Origin of the sequence: Haemophilus haemolyticus (genome assembly GCF_001679045.1) — a bacterium.
Lineage (GTDB): Bacteria > Pseudomonadota > Gammaproteobacteria > Enterobacterales > Pasteurellaceae > Haemophilus > Haemophilus haemolyticus.
Genome location: NZ_LYCK01000011.1, coordinates 127,581 through 147,672 on the forward strand (window position 1 = coordinate 127,581; position 20,092 = coordinate 147,672).

General features: G+C 37.2%; 18 protein-coding genes. 7 read left to right on the forward strand and 11 right to left on the reverse strand.

Annotated elements, in window-relative coordinates:
• Nucleotides 1–11: 11 nt before the first annotated feature.
• From A8M50_RS03390 to fur, 3 genes are all read left to right on the forward strand, one after another.
• Nucleotides 12–794, forward strand: a complete 783-nt coding sequence (locus tag A8M50_RS03390) for an alpha/beta fold hydrolase (protein WP_005646634.1) — start codon at nucleotides 12–14, stop codon at nucleotides 792–794.
• Nucleotides 795–892: 98 nt separating this feature from the next.
• Nucleotides 893–1,417: a flavodoxin FldA gene (gene fldA, locus A8M50_RS03395; protein WP_005646497.1), complete on the forward strand. Its 525-nt coding sequence runs from the start codon at nucleotides 893–895 to the stop codon at nucleotides 1,415–1,417.
• Between the two features lie 29 nt (nucleotides 1,418–1,446).
• The gene (gene fur, locus A8M50_RS03400) at nucleotides 1,447–1,890 is read left to right on the forward strand and encodes a ferric iron uptake transcriptional regulator (RefSeq protein WP_005630643.1); all 444 of its coding nucleotides are present in this window, start codon (nucleotides 1,447–1,449) and stop codon (nucleotides 1,888–1,890) included.
• A 105-nt stretch (nucleotides 1,891–1,995) separates the two neighbouring features.
• Here fur and gdhA read toward each other — a convergent pair whose 3' ends face one another.
• The 7 genes from gdhA to A8M50_RS03435 form a co-directional block, all read right to left on the reverse strand.
• Nucleotides 1,996–3,345, reverse strand: coding sequence for an NADP-specific glutamate dehydrogenase (gene gdhA, locus A8M50_RS03405; RefSeq protein WP_005646593.1), 1,350 nt, complete (start codon nucleotides 3,343–3,345; stop codon nucleotides 1,996–1,998).
• Nucleotides 3,346–3,721: 376 nt separating this feature from the next.
• Nucleotides 3,722–4,492 (reverse strand): twin-arginine translocase subunit TatC, encoded by a 771-nt coding sequence (tatC, locus tag A8M50_RS03410; RefSeq protein ID WP_005646526.1) that lies wholly within the window; start codon nucleotides 4,490–4,492, stop codon nucleotides 3,722–3,724.
• Between the two features lie 9 nt (nucleotides 4,493–4,501).
• The gene (gene tatB / locus A8M50_RS03415) at nucleotides 4,502–5,062 is read right to left on the reverse strand and encodes a Sec-independent protein translocase protein TatB (RefSeq protein ID WP_005646668.1); all 561 of its coding nucleotides are present in this window, start codon (nucleotides 5,060–5,062) and stop codon (nucleotides 4,502–4,504) included.
• A 3-nt stretch (nucleotides 5,063–5,065) separates the two neighbouring features.
• Nucleotides 5,066–5,293 carry a twin-arginine translocase TatA/TatE family subunit gene (gene tatA, locus A8M50_RS03420; RefSeq protein ID WP_005629124.1) on the reverse strand — a complete coding sequence of 76 codons (228 nt, stop codon included), beginning with the start codon at nucleotides 5,291–5,293 and terminating at the stop codon, nucleotides 5,066–5,068.
• Between the two features lie 172 nt (nucleotides 5,294–5,465).
• Nucleotides 5,466–6,905, reverse strand: a complete 1,440-nt coding sequence (locus A8M50_RS03425) for an alanine/glycine:cation symporter family protein (protein ID WP_005646512.1) — start codon at nucleotides 6,903–6,905, stop codon at nucleotides 5,466–5,468.
• Nucleotides 6,906–7,088: 183 nt separating this feature from the next.
• Nucleotides 7,089–8,003, reverse strand: a complete 915-nt coding sequence (nagK, locus tag A8M50_RS03430) for an N-acetylglucosamine kinase (RefSeq protein ID WP_005646681.1) — start codon at nucleotides 8,001–8,003, stop codon at nucleotides 7,089–7,091.
• 63 nt (nucleotides 8,004–8,066) lie between these two features.
• Entirely contained in the window at nucleotides 8,067–8,792 is a 726-nt protein-coding gene (locus A8M50_RS03435) for a phosphatase PAP2 family protein (protein WP_005646547.1), read from the reverse strand.
• Nucleotides 8,793–8,861: 69 nt separating this feature from the next.
• Between A8M50_RS03435 and ribA the strand changes: the two genes are divergently transcribed.
• Entirely contained in the window at nucleotides 8,862–9,512 is a 651-nt protein-coding gene (ribA, locus tag A8M50_RS03440; RefSeq protein ID WP_005635373.1) for a GTP cyclohydrolase II, read from the forward strand.
• A gap of 320 nt (nucleotides 9,513–9,832) precedes the next feature.
• Here ribA and A8M50_RS03445 read toward each other — a convergent pair whose 3' ends face one another.
• Both A8M50_RS03445 and A8M50_RS03450 read right to left on the reverse strand, forming a co-directional pair.
• Nucleotides 9,833–11,374 (reverse strand): peptide ABC transporter substrate-binding protein, encoded by a 1,542-nt coding sequence (locus A8M50_RS03445; RefSeq protein ID WP_005646610.1) that lies wholly within the window; start codon nucleotides 11,372–11,374, stop codon nucleotides 9,833–9,835.
• Nucleotides 11,367–11,729: a YbaN family protein gene (locus tag A8M50_RS03450; RefSeq protein WP_005646624.1), complete on the reverse strand. Its 363-nt coding sequence runs from the start codon at nucleotides 11,727–11,729 to the stop codon at nucleotides 11,367–11,369. Before A8M50_RS03450 ends, A8M50_RS03445 begins: the two co-directional genes overlap by 8 nt.
• Before the next feature lie 122 nt (nucleotides 11,730–11,851).
• On the opposite strand from A8M50_RS03450, the gene prlC reads away from it, so the two are divergent.
• From prlC to A8M50_RS03465, 3 genes are all read left to right on the forward strand, one after another.
• Nucleotides 11,852–13,894, forward strand: a complete 2,043-nt coding sequence (gene prlC / locus A8M50_RS03455; RefSeq protein ID WP_032826601.1) for an oligopeptidase A — start codon at nucleotides 11,852–11,854, stop codon at nucleotides 13,892–13,894.
• A gap of 359 nt (nucleotides 13,895–14,253) precedes the next feature.
• A complete protein-coding gene (locus A8M50_RS03460; RefSeq protein WP_005646587.1) occupies nucleotides 14,254–16,932 on the forward strand; it encodes an ESPR-type extended signal peptide-containing protein in 2,679 nt (892 codons plus the stop codon).
• Between the two features lie 26 nt (nucleotides 16,933–16,958).
• Nucleotides 16,959–17,225 carry a YadA-like family protein gene (locus A8M50_RS03465; protein WP_216818625.1) on the forward strand — a complete coding sequence of 89 codons (267 nt, stop codon included), beginning with the start codon at nucleotides 16,959–16,961 and terminating at the stop codon, nucleotides 17,223–17,225.
• A 113-nt stretch (nucleotides 17,226–17,338) separates the two neighbouring features.
• On the opposite strand, the gene A8M50_RS03470 is transcribed toward A8M50_RS03465, so the two are convergent.
• On the reverse strand, nucleotides 17,339–19,144 hold the full coding sequence (locus A8M50_RS03470) for an ATP-binding protein (RefSeq protein ID WP_005646579.1): 1,806 nt from the start codon (nucleotides 19,142–19,144) through the stop codon (nucleotides 17,339–17,341).
• A gap of 113 nt (nucleotides 19,145–19,257) precedes the next feature.
• Nucleotides 19,258–19,845, reverse strand: a complete 588-nt coding sequence (locus tag A8M50_RS03475; RefSeq protein ID WP_005646644.1) for a uracil-DNA glycosylase family protein — start codon at nucleotides 19,843–19,845, stop codon at nucleotides 19,258–19,260.
• Nucleotides 19,846–20,092 lie beyond the last annotated feature (247 nt).

Genomic DNA, 20,092 nt, shown 5'->3' on the forward strand with positions numbered 1-20,092 from the left:
ACGCAAAAATTATGGCAAATTCATTGCTCAATTATCAATTTCATCAAGTAAAACAAACGATTAATTCTCCAACTTTAGTTTTTATTCATGGTTTGTTCGGGGATATGAATAACCTTGGCATCATCGCCAGAGCTTTTAGCGAAAATTACAATATTTTACGCATAGATCTGCGCAATCACGGCCATAGTTTTCATTCGGAAAAAATGAATTATCAACTTATGGCTGAAGATGTTATCGCGGTAATCCGACACTTAAATTTATCCAAAGTGATACTAATTGGTCATTCCATGGGGGGAAAAACCGCCATGAAAATCACCGCACTTTGTCCAGAATTAGTCGAAAAATTAATTGTAATTGATATGTCTCCCCTGCCTTACGAAGGATTTGGACATAAAGATGTGTTTAATGGTTTGTTCGCTGTAAAAAATGCAGCCCCTCAAACTCGTCAAGAAGCTAAACCGCTCTTAGAAAAGGAAATTGATGATCAGGATGTCGTGCAATTTATGCTGAAATCTTTTGAGCCTAGTTCACCTGATTATTTTCGCTTTAATCTCACCGCACTTTTCAACAATTACGCTAACATTATGGATTGGGAAAAAGTGCATGTACTCACGCCGACACTGTTTATCAAAGGCGGAAATTCTTCTTATATAAAAATAGAGAATAGCGAAAAAATTTTAGAACAATTTCCTCATGCGACGTCTTTTACTATTAGTGGTTGTGGGCATTGGGTGCATGCTGAAAAACCTGAATTTGTTATACGTGCGATAGAGCGATTTGTAAATAAGAATTAATTAATTTAAATGAGAATACTTTTGTAGTATACTCCCACATAATTTAGGGTATATCCCCTATTTATAATCAATACATTAAATTTTAAAAGGAAAGAAAAATGGCAGTTGTTGGTCTATTTTATGGCAGTGACACAGGCAATACCGAAAACATCGCAAAAATGATCCAAAAACAATTAGGTAATGACTTAATCGATATTCGTGATATTGCAAAAAGTAGCAAAGAAGATATTGAAGCATATGATTTCTTACTTTTCGGTATTCCGACTTGGTATTACGGCGAAGCACAAGCTGACTGGGATGATTTTTTCCCAACGTTAGAAGAAATCGATTTTACAGATAAACTCGTAGGTATTTTCGGCTGTGGCGATCAAGAAGACTATGCTGATTATTTCTGCGATGCTATCGGCACCGTGCGCGACATCGTTGAACCGCACGGCGCAATCATTGTGGGTAACTGGCCAACTGAAGGTTATACTTTTGAAGCATCAAAAGCATTATTAGAAGATGGAACTTTCATTGGGTTGTGTATTGATGAAGATCGCCAACCTGAACTCACGGCAGAACGTGTAGAAAAATGGTGTAAACAAATTTACGATGAAATGTGTTTAGCCGAGCTTGCTTAGAATTTTTCACATAAAAGGAAGGGAACTTTATGTCTGAAGAAAACATTAAATTACTTAAAAAAGCTGGATTAAAAATTACCGAACCACGTTTAACGATTCTTGCTTTGATGCAAAATCACAAAAATGAGCACTTTTCTGCAGAGGATGTATATAAAATTTTGCTTGAACAAGGAAGCGAGATTGGCTTAGCTACAGTTTATCGAGTGCTTAATCAATTTGATGAAGCGCGTATTTTGATACGTCATAATTTTGAAGGTAATAAATCTGTATTTGAACTAGCGCCCACTGAACACCATGATCATATTATCTGTGAAGATTGCGGAAAAGTATTTGAATTTACTGACAATATTATTGAACAACGCCAACGTGAAATTAGCGAAAAATATGGCATTAAATTAAAAGCGCATAGTTTATATCTTTACGGGAAATGTAGTGATATTAATCATTGTGATGAAAACAATTCAAATAAATAACATCTCTAAGGCGACAAAATGTCGCCTTTCTTATATTCAAATTTCATTCTAAAAAATAACCGCACTTTATTATAGTGCGGTTATTTGATTTGGCTTTTTTAGATGTTAATAAACACCTTGTGCCAACATAGCATCAGCGACTTTGACAAAACCTGCTACGTTTGCTCCTACCACATAGTTAATATTTTCTTGCCCCTCAATCGTACCGTATTTTTTACAGTTTGCGTGAATGTCTAACATGATTCGATGCAATTTTGCATCCACTTCTTCTGCAGTCCAATACAAACGTTGTGAGCTTTGCGCCATTTCTAAACCAGAAGTCGCCACGCCACCTGCATTAGCCGCTTTACCAGGTCCAAATAATACACCTGCAGCCTGTAACGCTTCTGTTGCTTCAATGGTAGTTGGCATATTGGCGCCTTCAGCGACTAATCTTACGCCATTTTTAATTAAAAGTTGAGCATCTGAAAGTTCTAATTCATTTTGAGTTGCACAAGGAAGCGCAATATCAACTTTCACTTCCCAAGGGCGTTTGCCTTCAAAATATTGCAAGCCAAATTGTTCTGCATAATCTTTCACGCGACCACGTTTTACATTTTTAATTTCTAAAAGTGCGGCTAATTTTTCAGTAGTAAATCCCTCAGCATCATAAACATAGCCTGATGAGTCAGAGCAAGTCACCACTTTTGCACCAAGCGATAATGCTTTTTCAATAGCATATTGCGCTACGTTACCAGAACCAGAAACTGAAACCACTTTGCCTGTAAAACTATCAGCTTTTTCTGCCAACATTGCTTGAGCAAAATAAACTAAGCCATACCCTGTTGCTTCTGGACGAATTAAACTACCACCAAAAGAAAGACCACGACCAGTAAATACGCATGCAGCTTGGTTCGATAATTTTTTCATATAGCCAGCTAAATAACCAACTTCGCGCCCACCAACACCTATATCGCCTGCTGGTACATCCGTATCTGCCCCTACATGGCGATAAAGTTCAGCCATCAATGCTTGGCAAAAACGCATGACTTCTGCATCTGATTTCCCTTTCGGATCAAAGTCCGAACCACCTTTTGCTCCGCCCATAGGCAGTGTGGTTAAAGCATTTTTAAAAATTTGCTCAAAACCTAAAAATTTTAAAATAGATAAGTTTACTGATGGATGGAATCGCATACCGCCCTTAAATGGACCAATTGCACTATTAAATTGCACTCGGAATGCACGGTTAACTTGCACTTGACCATTGTCATCGGTCCAAGCTACACGGAATTGAAATGCACGTTCAGGCTCGACTAAACGTTCTAATAATCCCTCTGAACGATATTTAGGATTAGCTTCTAAAAAAGGCCAAATAGAAGTAAACACTTCTCTCACCGCTTGTAAAAACTCAGGTTGATGACCATCACGTTGAGCGACTTTTGCTAAGAATGCATCTAAGGAAGCAACTGTTGACATAATGAATTTCCTTCTTTGTTGTTGATGTTGTGTGTATTGTGTTTTTTATTATGTTCGCCTAATGGGGCGCACTGACAATATGCAATGACTGATTTAACGTTGCAATAATTTTCATGAAGGAAATTTAAAGAAAAATAAAATGGAAAGAAATTATCTAAAAAATCACCTAATTTATTAAATAGAAAATAAAAATAAAGATAATAACGTAATAAAATGATGATATTTTAGGTGAAAATACGAAACTTTTACTAAACTATAAATCACATTTATTCGTGAATAAACAAAAGATATTGTTTTATGAAAAAACAACGCGAGGATGACATCATGCAATAAAAAAGGGGCTAAGTGATCTGCCCCTCATGAATAGATTAATTCATTATTCTGTTTTTTCTGATTCATCGTTGTTTTCAACCGCACTTTCATCGTCTTTGGGTTGATAAAAACGAGCGACTAATAGACCAAGCTCAAAGAGCAAGCACATCGGCACCGCGAGTAAAGTTTGTGAAAAAACATCAGGAGGCGTTAAAATCATGCCAATAAAAAATGCCCCCACGATAATATAAGGACGTTTTTCGGAAAGAGCCTTCACAGTAGTAACGCCAGTCCAGCAAAGTAGAATGATAGCTATCGGTACTTCAAAACACACCCCGAACGCTAAAAACAATGCCAAAGCAAAATCTAAATAGCTACTGATATCTGTTGCAATAGCAACGCCTTCTGGTGCAGTTTGTGTAAAGAAACTAAATACAAACGGGAATACAACGTAATAAGCAAAAGACACGCCACAATAAAATAAAATCGTACTTGAAAATAGCAACGGATAAATCATCCGTTTTTCATGTTGGTACAATGCTGGCGCAACAAAAGCCCAAATTTGATAAAGCAAATAAGGAACAGAAATAAAAACAGCAACAATCGCTGTCAATTTAATTGGCGTAAAGAAAGGCGTTTGAATATTCGTTGCGATCATTGTCGCACCTTTTGGCATAACAGCCGTTAAAGGCGCTGCAACAAAATGATAAATATCATTGGAAAAATACACCAATGCGACAAAAACCAATACCACACAAATCACACAGCGTAATAAACGGTTTCTTAACTCAACAAGGTGTGTAATTAGAGGTTGAGATTCATCCACATTACTCATAAAAACTCGCTATGATTCAGTTTTTGAAGATTGAGATTTTGGTGCTGGAGCAATTTCAATCTCATCAGGCGGATAATAATCAGATAAACGCTCGGTCAATTCTGCTTGCTCGTGGGCTTCAAGTGCGGTTAAATCTGCAGATATTTTTTCTACTTCAGGTAAACTTTCTGTAGAATCCTCAGTTAATGCCACATTTTGAGGCTTTTCTGCATTTTCAGCCGCACTTTTAATTTCTTTAATTTGCTCTTCCACTGTTGTACCAGCTTGAGCAGCTTTATCTTCTAGCTCTGCTTTCATTTTATCTGCTTGAGCTTTTAATTCTTCCACTGTTTTACTCAATTCTGGTGAAAGGGTTTGCAAGTTCAAAGATTCAGCTTTTTTGATACTATCCTGTAATTCTTGCAATTTTAGTTCTTGTTTCAACTCATTTTGCACATTGGCAGCTAAACCACGAATCGTTTTCACCCAGCCCATCACTGTGCGAATAGCGACAGGCAAACGCTTCGGCCCTAGCACAACTAGGCCAACCACCATTAACAAAACAAGTTCTGAAAAACCAATATCAAACACGGATTAAGCCTGTTCTTTCTCTTTTGTGGTTTCAGTTTTTGCAGATGTTGCATTATTGTCAATAGACTTAAATTCTGCATCTTTTGCTTTTTCATCATCTTGCATTGCTTTTTTAAAGCCTTTCACAGCAGCGCCAAGATCTGAACCCGCATTTCTTAATTTTTTCGTACCGAAAACCAATAAAATGACCACTAATAAGATAATCATTTGAGCAGGGGATAAACCAAACATAATAAACTCCGTTCTGTAAAAAAGAAAAAATTTGGGTCGGAATATACCCTTTTTACCCACGTAGAACAATAGCTATCGGGGATTATTTTCAATTTATCACAATATTAATGATAAAACGCGATATATAAATAAACTAAAAATGGCTAAAAATTTCTTTCTAGCCATTTTATCTTTATTTCCAAATACGGGAATCAAATATTTTCTTGCGCAATTCAGGGTGGTTGTCAATCTTAAACTCTGGTGTTTTTCCTTCTTTAAGCTGGCGTTGATAATCCTTCATCAATTTCCATACGATTGGCGACAACATCAAAATTGCGATCAAGTTAATGATTGCCATGACTGCCATTACCGTATCTGCGAAATTCCACACTACATTACCTGAACGAACCGAACCAAAATACACGAAGAATAGCACCATTAAACGGAACAAAAATACAAACCAAGGTTTATTTTTGATAAAACGGATATTGCTTTCCGCATAAGCATAGTTACCAATAATAGAAGAATAAGCGAATAACAATAAGATAAACGCCAGGAAATGCACCCCAAATTCACCTATGTGATATTGCAAGGCATTTTGCGTAAGTGAGATACTTTTTAGCGTTTCGCTACCATAATTATTTGAAAGCAAAATAATAACGGCAGTACAAGAACAAACAATCATGGTATCAACAAACACACCCAACATCTGTACTAAGCCTTGACTAACAGGATGCTTAACGTGAGCTGCCGCTGCTGCATTAGGCGCAGACCCCATTCCTGCCTCGTTAGAGAATAGTCCACGTTTAATCCCCATCATCATTGCTTTTGATACCAGCGCACCAAACATTCCACCAGCTGCGGCATCAAAACTGAATGCACTTTGAATGATACGATGAATCACCGAAGGGATCATATCAATATGCATGCCAAGAATAATCACCGCCATAATCAAATAGAAAAGCGCCATCATTGGCACAAGGCTACTCGAAATAACCGCAATGCGCTTAACGCCACCGAAAATAATAAGTGCGGTCAAAATTACTAATGAAATACCGACATATTCCCCTTTCCAATTCCACGCATTGCTGGTTGCTTCAACAATGGAGTTAGCCTGCACAGAATTAAAGGCAAAACCAAATGTAAAAATTAATGCAAGCGCAAAAGCCACTGCCATACAACGTGATTTTAAACCTTGCACAATATAATAAGCAGGGCCACCACGGAATGAGCCATCTTTATCTTGAATTTTAAATAATTGAGCAAGGGTAGATTCAGCGAAAGCACTCGACATACCAATAAATGCCGTTACCCACATCCAAAACACCGCGCCTTCGCCCCCTAAGGCAATTGCCGTTGCAACCCCACCAATGTTACCCACACCAACGCGGCTCGCAAGACCTGTTGTAAACGCTTGGAAAGGTGTTAACGAACTACCCTCCACCGCACGACCAAACCACATTTCACGAAGGCTTGCTGGGAATAAACGGAACTGCACAAATCCTGTTGTAATGGTAAAAAATAGCCCCGTCCCAAGCAAAATAATAATGGTGGCATCCCATAAAGGTCCATCAAGGTGTGCGACTATCCAAGTTAGCACATCTTCTAACATTTTTGAAAATTCAAATTCCATAATCATCCCTCAAGCGATAAATAATTTGATTGTATGATTTTTCAATGAAAAGGCGAGATTTTTTAACAATTTCTCTAAAGAAAAGAAACGCAAACAAGAAAAAATCTAATAAATTTAGAATATTCTAAATATTTTCCAAAACAAAGGGCGTATTATTTGAAAACGCCTCACTAGTTTGTTGAATTATTTGGTTAAAAACAACGCTGCCGCACCACGCACACCACCGGAATCGCCGTGTTTCGCTTTTTTAATTGGTGGAACTTTTGCTGTCCGCATCAAATGAGGCGGAAGGGCTTTTGGTAAAGCCTCATAAAGGTAATCAAAATTAGATAATCCACCGCCTAACACAATCATATGCGGATCAAATGCCGTAATGATATTGCCAATAGAAATCGCCGCTAATTCAACAAAAAGATTCACAAAATCTACCGCACTTTCATTGCCTTGATAGAACAAATCAATAATTTCTCGAGCAGCTAATGTTTCACCTTTCAAATCTCGATAAAGCATTTCAAAACCGCGACCAGACAAATAATTATCCAAACAAGCCTTGTTGCCACAACCACATTGATAAATCGGGGCTTTATCCCATCCCAATAATTTCAAAGCATGATAATTTAGTTGTAAATGACCAAGCTCTCCCGCCATTCCCACTTGACCTGAATGAACTTTACCGTTTAAGACAAAACCACCACCAAAACCAGTTCCAAGAATTAAACCAAGTACAGTCGGATATTGCTGATTTTCCGTATCCCATGCTTCAGATAACGCAAAGCAATTTGCGTCATTTTCTGCCCGCACTTCACGGCCTAAACGCGCAGACAAATCACGTAAAATTGGTTTATTATCTGCCACACGAATATTGGTAATTTCGGCTAATCCAGTTTGTTGATTAACAAAACCAGGCACGCCCAAACCTACGGTGCCCACTTCACCAAACTTTTCATCTGCACAATTCACTAAATCCACAATCGTGTTAAGCCATTCTTCATAGTCGTTTTTAGGTGTTGGCACCCGTTCAGAATATAATTTTTCTAATTTTTCATTGAATACGGCAAGCTCTATTTTCGTGCCACCAATATCTAAACCATAATACATAATCTGCTCCTTTATAAAGAAGTGCGGTTAAAATTAGCCAAAATTTTAACCGCACTTAAATCATTATTTTATGACGAAGATCGCCTTTTGCTTCAAAAAGGCAAAAATAATGCTATTAATCAACCATGCCAGCAATGTCGCCACTAATAAATCAATTGGGTAATGCATGCCTAATCGCACACGGCTAATCAACATCAATAAGCCCCACACTGCAATACCTGCTATCAGTAATTTTGCTTTAAAAGAACGGTTACCTAATAATTGAGTAAAGCCAACAGCAAGCATAAGCCAAGTTGCTGCAAAAATTGTATGCCCTGAGGGGAACGAATACCCTGTTTCATTTTCATAATGATGAACTAACCAAGCTGGCGTGATGGCATCCATCGAATAAAAATCCTTAGCGATTTCTGCACGCAAAGTGCGGTCATTTTTATAAAAATTTTCAGGCGTTGAATGAGTTTGCTCAGCTAGATAAACGGTGAACGGACGAGGTTCTTCAAATAATGCTTTTGCCCCTGTTTTTGCTGCTTGAGTGGCAATAACTGAAATCCCCATCACAATTACGCCTAATATCCATTGTTTTGGATTTTTGAATAAAAAGGCGAACAAAAGCGTAAATAACACACAGGTGATCAACGCATAAGGTACGCTACCCGTTTCAGTGAGCAAATAAAGCCAATAATCAGCTTCAGTTAATTGGCTATTGCCATGCCACTGATAGGAAATACCCCAAATAAAAAATGGTACAAGACAAAGTAATAACGTATATAATGACAGCCTTTTAAACATGCTCGCCCCTTGATAATAAAAAATAACGCGCGCATTCTAACAGAAATGACTACGAATAAGGATCACTTTATGGCAAAAATTCAGCTAGTTGCGCAAGCCAATTTACCCACTGAATATGGTATTTTCAGAATGGTGGGATTTGAATTTCCAGATACAAAAAAAGAACATGTAGCCTTAGTGATGGGTGATATTTCTAATGCGGATGAACCTGTGTTAGCGCGCATCCATTCTGAATGTTTAACTGGTGATGCGCTCCACAGCTTAAAATGCGATTGTGGGTTCCAACTGGCGACAGCATTAAAACAAATTCAAGAAGAAGGTCGTGGAGTCTTAATTTATCATCGAGAAGAAGGCCGCGGAATTGGTTTGATTAATAAAATCCGCGCTTATTCTTTACAAGATAAAGGAATGGATACGATTGAAGCCAATCTTGCTTTAGGTTTCAAAGCGGATGAACGCAACTTTGAAGTCTGTGCCGATATGTTCGAGCTACTCGGGGTAAAAAAAGTTCGCTTGATGACCAACAACCCAGAAAAAGTAGAAACCATGAAAAAAGCAGGTATCAACGTGGTTGAGAGAGTTCCGCTTAATGTTGGCGAAAACCGCTACAACACAAAATATCTTGATACTAAAGCGAAAAAAATGGGGCATTACATTGTGCATAACAATGACGAACAACATTTAATGACCTGCCCACATTGCCAGGAAGAGATTATTTAATAAAATAATACATGTTAAAAAAGCCATACTGTTGTATTGAACAGTATAGCTTTTTTATTTAAACTTTATGCCACGGAATAATCAAAAGATTTTTTAACATATTGCTAAAAACGAGAAACCCCGTCCTGTATTCCAAAGATCGGGGCTTATCAGGAGTAAGTAAAATGAAAAAAACGCTCTTTTTCATTTTCTTGATTATCTGTTGTTTAGTTAGCTGTTCCGGAACAGTTATCTAAGATAATCGCTACGGGGACGATGTAGGAGTTGTCCCCAATGCCTCCAATCCTAAAGAATTCTTTCCTTGATTGCAAGCGCGATTACTAATTTTTAACCTTTCGCCACAAATCTTTACTATAAATGGTTCCAACAGAATTTACTTGCGCATCCATTATACTTGGCGCGAGATAAACGGGCATACTATATTGAAAAATGGGTAACACTAAATATTCTTGTTGAACTATCCCTTTTAATTTCGCGTAATTTTCTAACCGCACTTTTTCGGATGTTGTCGTCATTGCACTTTCAAATAAACGATCAAATTCTGCATTTTTATAGCCATTTTTATTATCAGGGCTCTTTGAATAGAACAAATTTAAGAAAGCGACAGGATCATTAAAATCTGCGCACCAACCTGATCGAATTAATTGAAAATCGCCTTTTGTGCGAGCCGTTTGCAATTCTTGCCAACTCATCCCTTGATTTTCAACTCGTAATAAATCTGATTGCGATAACTGACGATTTAATTGCATTGCAATGGTTTGATTCAGAGACGAATCATCATAATGAATACGTAATTTCAACGGGTGAGTTTCATTAATGTGGTTTTGGGAAAGAAGCTGTTCTGCAACAACGGGCTCCCAAATAGACTCTTGCTCACCTAGCATAGATTTAGGTAAAAAAGTATTACTTGGATGAAGATGAGCAATATCGGCAACCAAATTTTTCGTAGAAATCATCGAAGCAATCGCTTTTCTTACCGCACTTTTTTTCAACATAGGATCGGCTAGATTAAACTCATAGAAGTAAGTACAAAGCTGCGGATAATCTAGGATATTCTGATCAGTTTTTTTCGGATTTACTACAACATCAAAATCAGACAAATCTGCATCTACTGCAATTTTTTGATACTTTACTTTCTGAAATATTACTTTTTCTTTTGCCCAATAATAAGGATTGGTAGTTAAAATGTGCTGATTTTCAGCCTGACTGTGTAATTGATAGGCGCCATTGCTAATAAGCATTTCAGGCGATTTTGTATAGCGAGGCAAAAGGCTGACGTGTGCCAGCATAGAAGGTAAATATGGCGATGCTTTATCTAATTCAATGCGTAAAGTGCGGTCATTTTCGGCAAACAATCCGAGCGATTCCACAGTTAGTGTTTTTTCCAATACTGCCTTCGCATTTTTCAGATTCATGAAAGCCAAATAATTTTTAAGTGGACTTTCAGATTGAGAAAGTGCTTGCCAAGATTGTACAAAATCAGAGGCAGTCAGCGCTTCATCATTTGACCATTTAGCATTTTCACGCAAAGTGAAAATCCATGTTTTATTATCCTTAGTTTGCCAGCTTTCTGCTACGGCAGGAACAAGATTACCTTGCGAATCATAAGCCGTTAAGCCTTCAAAAAGATCGCGTAATAATTGAGCTTGTTCTTCACTTTGTGCTTGCCAAGGTTGCAAAGTCAAATCACCATAAACACCGCGTTTTAATTCAACTCGGTTAGATTCCAATTGAGTATTTTTCGGTGCCTCAACTTGTGGCGAAACAGGCTTGGGATTATCCAATTTATCACAAGCCACCATAGTAAAAATAATGGAAAAAATAACCGCACTTCGCTGACACAAAGCTAGAAAATTATTCATTTTCAGTTTTAATCCAAAACAAGAAGAACCAATACTTAATACAAATCAATGCAGCAATAACGCTACGCCCTATTACGCTTGGCGTGAAATAAAAACCAATAAGTAACATTGTGGTCGAAAAACTCAAAATATAAATTTTGGTATTTTTCTTTAATGAGCGATTTTCATTAAAAGACTTAAGATGTTTTTGATAAATACTTGTGCCTAAAAACCATTGTTCTAAGCGTTTTGAACCTTTTGCAAAGAAAAATAAAGTAAGTAATAAAAAAGGCGTGGTCGGTAAAATAGGAAGGAAAATTCCAATGATGCCAAGTGCAAGAGAAAGAAAACCTAAAACAATGTAAATAAACTTCATAATGTTCCTAATAAAAAGAAAATGCGAACCATTATTACTGATTTTTTAGATTTTTCAACCTTGATATTATAGAATTTGCCGTCACATAAAAAGTAGTTTTCAAAAAAGGAACATTTATGTCTATGTCAAATCCATTACTTAACATTCAAGACTTACCGCCATTTTCACAAATCAAGCCAGAACATATTCAACCAGCTGTTGAAAAATTAATTCAAGATTGTCGCGATACGATAGAACAAGTGTTAAAACAACCGCACTTTACTTGGGAAAATTTCATTTTGCCTTTAACGGAAACCAATGATCGCTTAAATCGTGCGTGGTCCCCCGTTTCTCATCTCAATTCAGTAAAAAATAGCACTGAATTACGTGAAGCCTATCAAGCGTGCTTGCCTTTACTTTCTGAATACAGCACTTGGGTTGGTCAGCATAAAGGGCTTTATAATGCCTATTTAGCGTTAAAAAATAGTGCTGAATTTGCGGACTATTCTATTGCACAAAAGAAAGCCATTGAAAATTCACTGCGTGATTTTGAACTTTCAGGTATCGGGCTTTCCGAAGATAAACAACAACGTTATGGCGAAATTGTTGCGCGCTTATCAGAATTAAATTCACAATTTAGCAATAACGTATTAGATGCAACAATGGGCTGGGAAAAACTCATTGAAAACGAATCAGAACTTGCAGGCTTACCTGAATCCGCACTACAAGCAGCACAACAATCTGCCGAAAGTAAAGGATTAAAAGGCTATCGTTTTACGTTAGAAATCCCAAGTTATTTGCCTGTGATGACTTACTGTGAAAATCGTGCATTGCGTGAAGAAATGTACCGTGCTTATGCAACACGCGCCTCAGAACAAGGCCCTAATGCAGGCAAATGGGACAACAGTAAAGTTATGGAAGAAATTCTTACATTACGCGTGGAATTGGCGAAATTACTCAGTTTTAATACTTACACCGAACTTTCACTTGCCACCAAAATGGCAGAAAACCCACAACAAGTGCTAGATTTCTTAGATCATCTTGCCGAACGAGCTAAACCACAAGGCGAAAAAGAACTGCAAGAATTGAGAGATTACTGCGAAAAAGAATTTGGTGTCACTGAACTTGCGCCTTGGGATATTGGTTTTTACAGCGAAAAACAAAAACAACATTTGTATGCCATTAACGATGAAGAACTTCGCCCATATTTTCCTGAAAATCGCGTGATTTCAGGACTGTTTGAATTGATTAAACGCATTTTCAATATTCGTGCAGTTGAACGCAAAGACGTGGACACTTGGCATAAAGATGTGCGTTTCTTTGATTTAATCGATGAAAACGATCAACTCCGTGGCAGTTTCTATCTTGATTTATATGCACGCGAACACAAACGTGGCGGTGCTTGGATGGATGATTGTATCGGACGCAAGTGTAAACTGGATGGCAGCATTCAAACTCCTGTGGCTTATTTAACTTGCAACTTCAATGCACCGATAGGGAATAAACCAGCCTTATTTACGCACGATGAAGTGACTACCCTATTCCACGAATTTGGTCACGGCATCCATCATATGCTCACGCAAATTGATGTCTCCGATGTGGCGGGGATTAACGGCGTGCCTTGGGATGCGGTGGAATTACCAAGTCAATTTATGGAAAACTGGTGCTGGGAAGAAGAGGCTTTGGCGTTTATTTCAGGGCATTACGAAACAGGCGAGCCGTTGCCAAAAGAAAAACTCACGCAATTGTTAAAAGCGAAAAATTTCCAAGCCGCAATGTTTATCTTACGTCAGCTTGAATTTGGGATTTTTGATTTCCGTTTACATCACACCTTTGATACGGAAAAAACCAATCAAATTTTAGATACACTTAAAGCGGTGAAATCACAAGTTGCCGTCATAAAAGGCGTGGATTGGGCAAGAACTCCGCACAGCTTCAGCCATATTTTTGCAGGGGGCTACGCTGCAGGTTATTACAGCTATTTATGGGCTGAAGTCTTATCAGCTGATGCCTATTCACGCTTTGAAGAAGAAGGTATTTTCAACCCAATCACCGGCAAATCATTCTTAGATGAAATTCTCACGCGTGGTGGCTCAGAAGAACCAATGGAACTCTTCAAACGCTTCCGTGGCAGAGAGCCGCAATTAGATGCATTGTTAAGACACAAAGGCATTGCAAATAACTAATCATCAGGCGGACTTAAGTCCGCCTTTCTATTCCCATTTAAATATTCCTATTTGCTATAAAAATAATCAATATATCTATACATTTCACCATATTATTTCCACCGAAATCAGACTATCAAGAATATCAATAACCCCAATTAACAACTGGGTCTATATTAAAAATCATCACAAAAAATGAATAAATAGAATGTAAAAATAATGTAAAGAATTGTAAATTCAATTTATTTACACATTTTTTTCATTATAATTCGCAACACTTTAGAACAAGTAGGAATAATGACTGATTCTCTTATTGTCTGAAGTTTATTCAGAATGCTCTCTAACTTTCGTTAAATTAACTATTTAGGATAAAAAAACAAATGAATCGAATTTATAAAACTATCTGGAATGCTGCAACGCAATCATGGACTGTGGCAGGAGAATTAGCTTCTGCAAAAGGCAAAAGTGCATCAAAAACAGTCTCAACATTAGCCGCACTTTCTGTGGCATCCGTATTAGGTGTATCAAGTGCAATGGCTGCAGATAATGAATTGCCAAAATTAACACCTGTCCCAGAGACTCCTGCTACTAATATCGTTACCAAACCGGGACAAACAGTTATTATAATTAATAATGATAATAAAAATGCTGTTACGACTGAAACAAATAGTCTGGATGGTAAACCTAAACATATTATTGTTGTTGGTTCACAAAACAAGCAAGTTTATGATGGACAAATCTTAATTGGTTATGAAATCAATAGCCCTGCTCAAGTTTACAGTGAAAACGGGAAATCAGCAGGTAAGGCAGGGGATGTTGCTATCGGTCATCACATTACCTTAGGTGGTTCTGATGGTACAACTGCTGGTGATTCAGCTAAAAATGTTCAAGATTCATTCAGTACTGCTGTAGGTTATGGTTCCCAAGCTGTAGGTCCAGTCGTTGCTATGGGCGTTGGGGCTCGTTCAGATATGCGGGCACACGAAGGTTGGGATTCAGTTAAAGAAGGTATTGTTGCAGTTGGTCCTTTTGCTTTGGCTGCTGATAATAAAAATGGCACTACAGCAATCGGTGCAATTTCTGCTGCAAATTATGATAACTCTGTAGCTATTGGTGCACTTTCTGGTGCCGCTGCGGATTGGGAAGATCGTGGTATTGGTGAACAATTTAATCCTGGAATTGATCAAGCTGGCAAAGATAAAGCTAAATATCAAATTTTAGAAAGTTATGGCCCAAGTAATGTCCGTCAAGGTCTCACTTCGGTTGGTTATAAAGCTGGTGCACGTGGTGGCGCTTCAACAGCTCTAGGTTTTGAAGCCGTAACTGGTGCTGCAAATATGACGGTAGGTCAAAACTCAACGGCTGTCGGTGTACGCGCACACGCTGTAAAAGATAACTCCCTTGCGATAGGTGATAATGCTCTCGCTGGTGGTTTAACTACAGCTCAATCTAAAGAAATGATGGCTGAAGTTACTCGTTTGAGAGGTTTGAAAACCCGAGCTGAAAAAGTGTTAGCGGATGCTCAAAAGGCTCTAAAAGATGATGGCTCTGCTGAAAATAAATTTAAAGTAGCTTCAGCAACAGCTACATTGGAAAGAATTAAACTAGCAATTGAACGAGCAGAAAAAGATGCAACTCGTCTTTCCAATAAAGATAGTGATACTCAATTCTCTATAGCAATTGGTTCTGAGGCTCATGCTAACAACTATCAAACAACGGCAATTGGTCGCTTAGCGAAAGCTTATGGAGCAGGTTCAAATGCTGTTGGTTATAATGCTATAGCTGAAGGTGATTATTCAAATGCTATGGGGTATGAAGCTCAAGCATACGGTGATCGCTCAAATGCTATAGGTTATAAAACAATTGTTGGTAAAACATACGGTAAAACACGTACAGACAGCACAGCTATAGGTTCAAATAATACTGTCGATGCCAAAGAAGTGATGGTTTTAGGTAACAATGTTGAAATTGATAGTAGAGATAAAATACGTAACGGAGCAGTAGTATTAGGTCATAATAGTACAGGTAAAGAACATACTGTTAAAGCTGTAAATTCAGCAGAAGTTGGTAAAACCACTTACTCAGGGTTTGCGGGTAATTTAGGTGGTAAAGATACAAATGGAGAACCTGCTGATGCCGCTGGAGATAAACAAGGTCGCTTTGTTTCTATTGGTAAGAAAGGGGAAGAACGCCAAATCAAACACGTTGCAGCAGGTGAGATTTCAAAAGATTCAACCGATGCAATTAATGGTTCACAGCTTTATGGTATGACATCTGCTCTTGACACTCGTGTAACTAAAAATGAAGGTGATATTGCAGCTATTAATACTAAGTTAGGTGATATCAATACAAACGTTACTAATCTTGACAACCGTGCATGGACTATCTCTGATGGTACAAATGAAAATCCAATTAAAGATCAGAAAGTCACATTTAAAGGTGAAAATGGTGTAACAGTAAGCTTAGATAAAGGGAGCAATACTGTAACCATTAAAGGTGGTTTAACTGATGCCGATAAGCAAAACATTGCAAATGATATCAGCAACAATATTGAGAATGTATTGAATAATAAAGATGTTGGTTTTTCAATTAAACAAAATGGCAAAAACACCCTAGATACTAATGGCAATCCATTAACCCAAACAGAAAAAGTTACACCGAAAGATACAGTTAACTTTAAAAATGGTAACGGCACAACGGTGAAAGCGGTAACGAAAAAAGGTGCAACACCAGCTGATGCCGATGAAACCTCAATTTCTGTTGATGTAGATGGCGTTAAATTCACGGATAAAAATGGTAACAATGTTGTTCGTGATGATAATGGCAATTATGTAAAAACGGATGCTAACGGCAACCCAACAGGCGAAAAAGTGGATAACAAAGATGTTATCATGAATATTAATAACCCTGCTGGTGGAAATACTGTGATCAATAACCTTCAAGTAAATGGCGGTAAAGTTGAAGCAGGATCGAAAGATGCAGTGAATGGCGATCAATTACATAAAGTTGCTCAGAAAGTAAATCAAAATACTCAATCAATAATATTAACAATCGTTTAGGCGATATTGATGGTAAAATGGGCAAATTGAACAACAAAATTGATAATGTGGATAAACGCGCAAGCCGTGGTATCGCAACTGCGGGTGCAATGGGTATGTTACCACAGCCACATATTTCAGGTCGTTCAATGGTTTCTGCTGCAACCACAAGCTATCGTGGTCAACAAGCTTTAGCAGTGGGTTACTCTCGCTTATCTGATAATGGTAAACACATTATCAAATTCAGCGGTGCATCTAACCTTGCAGGTAAGAAAGATGCGATGGTTGGTGCAGCATACGGATACCAATGGTAATTCAATAACAATAATAGGTCTCTAAAGTAAATAAAAAACCCAGCAAATGCTGGGTTCTTTTTTAACATATCAGTATTAACTTTAAATAAATCAACTTATGCCAAGTTATCTGTCTATTTATCATCAGTGTGACAAAATTGAGCTAACTCTTCTACATTTTCTAACCAATGATTCCCAATTTCATCAATCAATTCGCTGCAATTAAAAACATCAGAATTTTTAGCCGCACTTTCTAAAGTATCCGCTAATTGACGTAAATGATTTAACCCCACCGATGCCGCTGCGCCTTTAATTTTATGGGCGGTATCTTCTGTGTCTTTCATATTATCTTTTGATAATTGAGCCAGATAATTTGGCATCGTTTGTTTGAATAAAGATAAATTTTCTAAAATTTGGGATTTTCCAAGCGTTTCAATCAGCGCTAAATCAAACTGTTCTGAAAGCTCATTATCATCATTCATTTCTATAATAGATTCGCTTTCATCCGCAAAAAATTGCTGCAAACAATGGTGTAAATCCTTAATTGAAATGGGTTTGCGTAATACGCCATCCATGCCCATTTCTAAATATTCTTGCTCGCTTTGCATAACATTGGCGGTAAAAGCAATCATTGGCGGTAAAAAATCATAAATACCGTTCTCATAGTTCTCTCGCAAATATTGGGCAATTTCAAAACCACTCATATCTGGTAATTTAATATCTAGCAATAAAATGTCGTAAACATTTTTCTCAAATAAAGTGATCGCCTGCTTGCCATTTGTAGCAACATCAACATGATGCCCAAGTTTTTCTAAAATAGTTTTCGCAACCATAATATTGAGGTCAACATCCTCTACTAAAAGAATGTTCAAGGATGGAATATTTTTCTTAACGGATTCTTTTTCAGAAATTTCCTGAGCGTGGAGAGTAAGATGGAAAGTCGCGCCTTTTCCTCGCTCACTTTCAACTGTTAAATCCCCTTCCATTAACTGAGCGAGATTTTTAGAAATAGCCAACCCAATACCGCTACCCGCACTTTGCTGACGACTTTCTTTCACTTGATAATACATTTCAAAAATATGTTTTTGTTCTTCAGGTGAAATCCCCATTCCTGTATCTTTCACAATAAAATGGTAACAATCCTGATTTCTGATAATTTTCAGAATAATATTTCCCTGATCTGTAAACTTCACCGCGTTACTAATTAAGTTCCACAAAATTTGACTCAAGCGAACACGATCAAGATTCAACCAATTAGGTAAATTAGGTTCAAGCTCTAAAGAAAAAATAAGATTTTTTTGTTTGGCGAGGAAACTGGCAAAATTATAAATATCGTTTAATAAGGCGGGGAAATCTGTTGGCTGACGATTTAATTCAATTCGGCTGGCATCAATTTTTTCCAAATCAATAATATCGCTAAAAATATAGCCTAAACTGACCGCACTTATGTTGATAGTTTTTAAATAATTACGCTGGCGATCGTCTAATTCATCATCAAGTAAAATCTGACTAAGCCCGACAATCCCATTCAATGGCGTGCGCAATTCATGGCTTATTGTGGCAAGTAAGGTACTTTTATCACGGCTATTTTTTTCTAACTTTTCTAATGCTTGAGATAATTTTTTCTGAGCGGCAATTCGCTCTGCAACCTCATTTTCCAAACGATTAACCGAACTAGAAAGATCAAGACGAGAATGTTCAAGTTTTTCGACCAATAAAGTAAAAAAATAAATAACAAAAGGCGCAGTGAGTAAGCCAAAAGTTACCGAACGAAAAATATCTACCCAAGAAATCTGATGAACAATAAATATACTAAATAAAATCTGAGTACAAAGAGCTAAAACCGCGAGAATCATCACGCCTAAAAGAGAAAAACGAAGGCGCCCAAGACGAATAACCCAATCCACATAACTCTGAGCAAAATATTTGAAATTTTTCATCAAATCTCCTAAAACATTATTATCGTTATAAAAAAACCTGTGCATACAGGCTTTATTATATCCATAAAGTAAAAGAGATTGTTATTACTATGTGTGCGTAAGAAATGAAAAACTTAGTCTTTATTAATTATCTGTTTGACTAAAATTTGTAATTCAGGAATAACTTGTTCTTCAAACCAAGGATTCTTTGTTATCCAAAGCTGATTACGTGGGGAAGGATGCACGAGAGGCATAAAGTGCGGTAAGAATTGACGATAATTTTTAACAGTGTTAGTTACATTATCTTTATTTTCAGGTAAATAATATTTCTGAGCATATTGTCCAATAAGAATAGTGAGCTGAATATTAGGTAGATGCTCTAAAATCATTGGATGCCATTTTTCTGCAAAACCTTGACGAGGAGGTAAATCACCCGATTTACCTTTTCCAGGGTAATAGAAATCCATAGGAAGGACCGAAAACATCCCAGAATTATAAAAATAATCGTAATCCACACCTAACCAATCACGCAGACGATCACCACTTTTATCATTCCAATATAAACGAGTTTGCTCAGCTTTTAACCCAGGAGCTTGACCAACAATATTAATTCGAGCTGTTTTAGGCGCCGAAAATAAAGGGAAAATTCCACGTTCTGTAAAATCTTTATTTTTGGGGTCAGCGATAATACCTGAGGTTATTTCATCTAAATTTTTAAGCATAATGGATGAGATTAAAAATGAGTATATAAAGTCTATTTGAAAAATATGAAAAATCAAAACGGTAAATGATATAAATAGACATATTTATTGAAAACTAAAATTAGACTCTTATTTGATTAAATAATGAGTAAATTCCAAAAACAAAAACCCCAGCTTTTCAACTGGGGTTCTTATCTTTTATTCTGCTTTGCTTTATTCTATTTATTTAAAATAGTTAAATCAAAATTTGTATTTGGTAACCTGGCGG

Excerpts from the sequence above, each read along its gene's own strand:
- A8M50_RS03460 (WP_005646587.1), top strand. The coding sequence starts at position 14,254 with ATGAATCGAATTTATAAAACTATCTGGAATGCTGCAACGCAATCATGG.
- A8M50_RS03470 (WP_005646579.1), bottom strand. The coding sequence starts at position 19,144 with ATGAAAAATTTCAAATATTTTGCTCAGAGTTATGTGGATTGGGTTATT.
- A8M50_RS03425 (WP_005646512.1), bottom strand. The coding sequence starts at position 6,905 with ATGGAATTTGAATTTTCAAAAATGTTAGAAGATGTGCTAACTTGGATA.
- gdhA (WP_005646593.1), bottom strand. The coding sequence starts at position 3,345 with ATGTCAACAGTTGCTTCCTTAGATGCATTCTTAGCAAAAGTCGCTCAA.
- A8M50_RS03445 (WP_005646610.1), bottom strand. The coding sequence starts at position 11,374 with ATGAATAATTTTCTAGCTTTGTGTCAGCGAAGTGCGGTTATTTTTTCC.
- ribA (WP_005635373.1), top strand. The coding sequence starts at position 8,862 with ATGGCAAAAATTCAGCTAGTTGCGCAAGCCAATTTACCCACTGAATAT.
- A8M50_RS03435 (WP_005646547.1), bottom strand. The coding sequence starts at position 8,792 with ATGTTTAAAAGGCTGTCATTATATACGTTATTACTTTGTCTTGTACCA.
- prlC (WP_032826601.1), top strand. The coding sequence starts at position 11,852 with ATGTCAAATCCATTACTTAACATTCAAGACTTACCGCCATTTTCACAA.
- A8M50_RS03390 (WP_005646634.1), top strand. The coding sequence starts at position 12 with ATGGCAAATTCATTGCTCAATTATCAATTTCATCAAGTAAAACAAACG.
- fldA (WP_005646497.1), top strand. The coding sequence starts at position 893 with ATGGCAGTTGTTGGTCTATTTTATGGCAGTGACACAGGCAATACCGAA.
- nagK (WP_005646681.1), bottom strand. The coding sequence starts at position 8,003 with ATGTATTATGGTTTAGATATTGGTGGCACGAAAATAGAGCTTGCCGTA.
- tatA (WP_005629124.1), bottom strand. The coding sequence starts at position 5,293 with ATGTTTGGTTTATCCCCTGCTCAAATGATTATCTTATTAGTGGTCATT.
- tatC (WP_005646526.1), bottom strand. The coding sequence starts at position 4,492 with ATGAGTAATGTGGATGAATCTCAACCTCTAATTACACACCTTGTTGAG.
- A8M50_RS03475 (WP_005646644.1), bottom strand. The coding sequence starts at position 19,845 with ATGCTTAAAAATTTAGATGAAATAACCTCAGGTATTATCGCTGACCCC.
- A8M50_RS03450 (WP_005646624.1), bottom strand. The coding sequence starts at position 11,729 with ATGAAGTTTATTTACATTGTTTTAGGTTTTCTTTCTCTTGCACTTGGC.
- fur (WP_005630643.1), top strand. The coding sequence starts at position 1,447 with ATGTCTGAAGAAAACATTAAATTACTTAAAAAAGCTGGATTAAAAATT.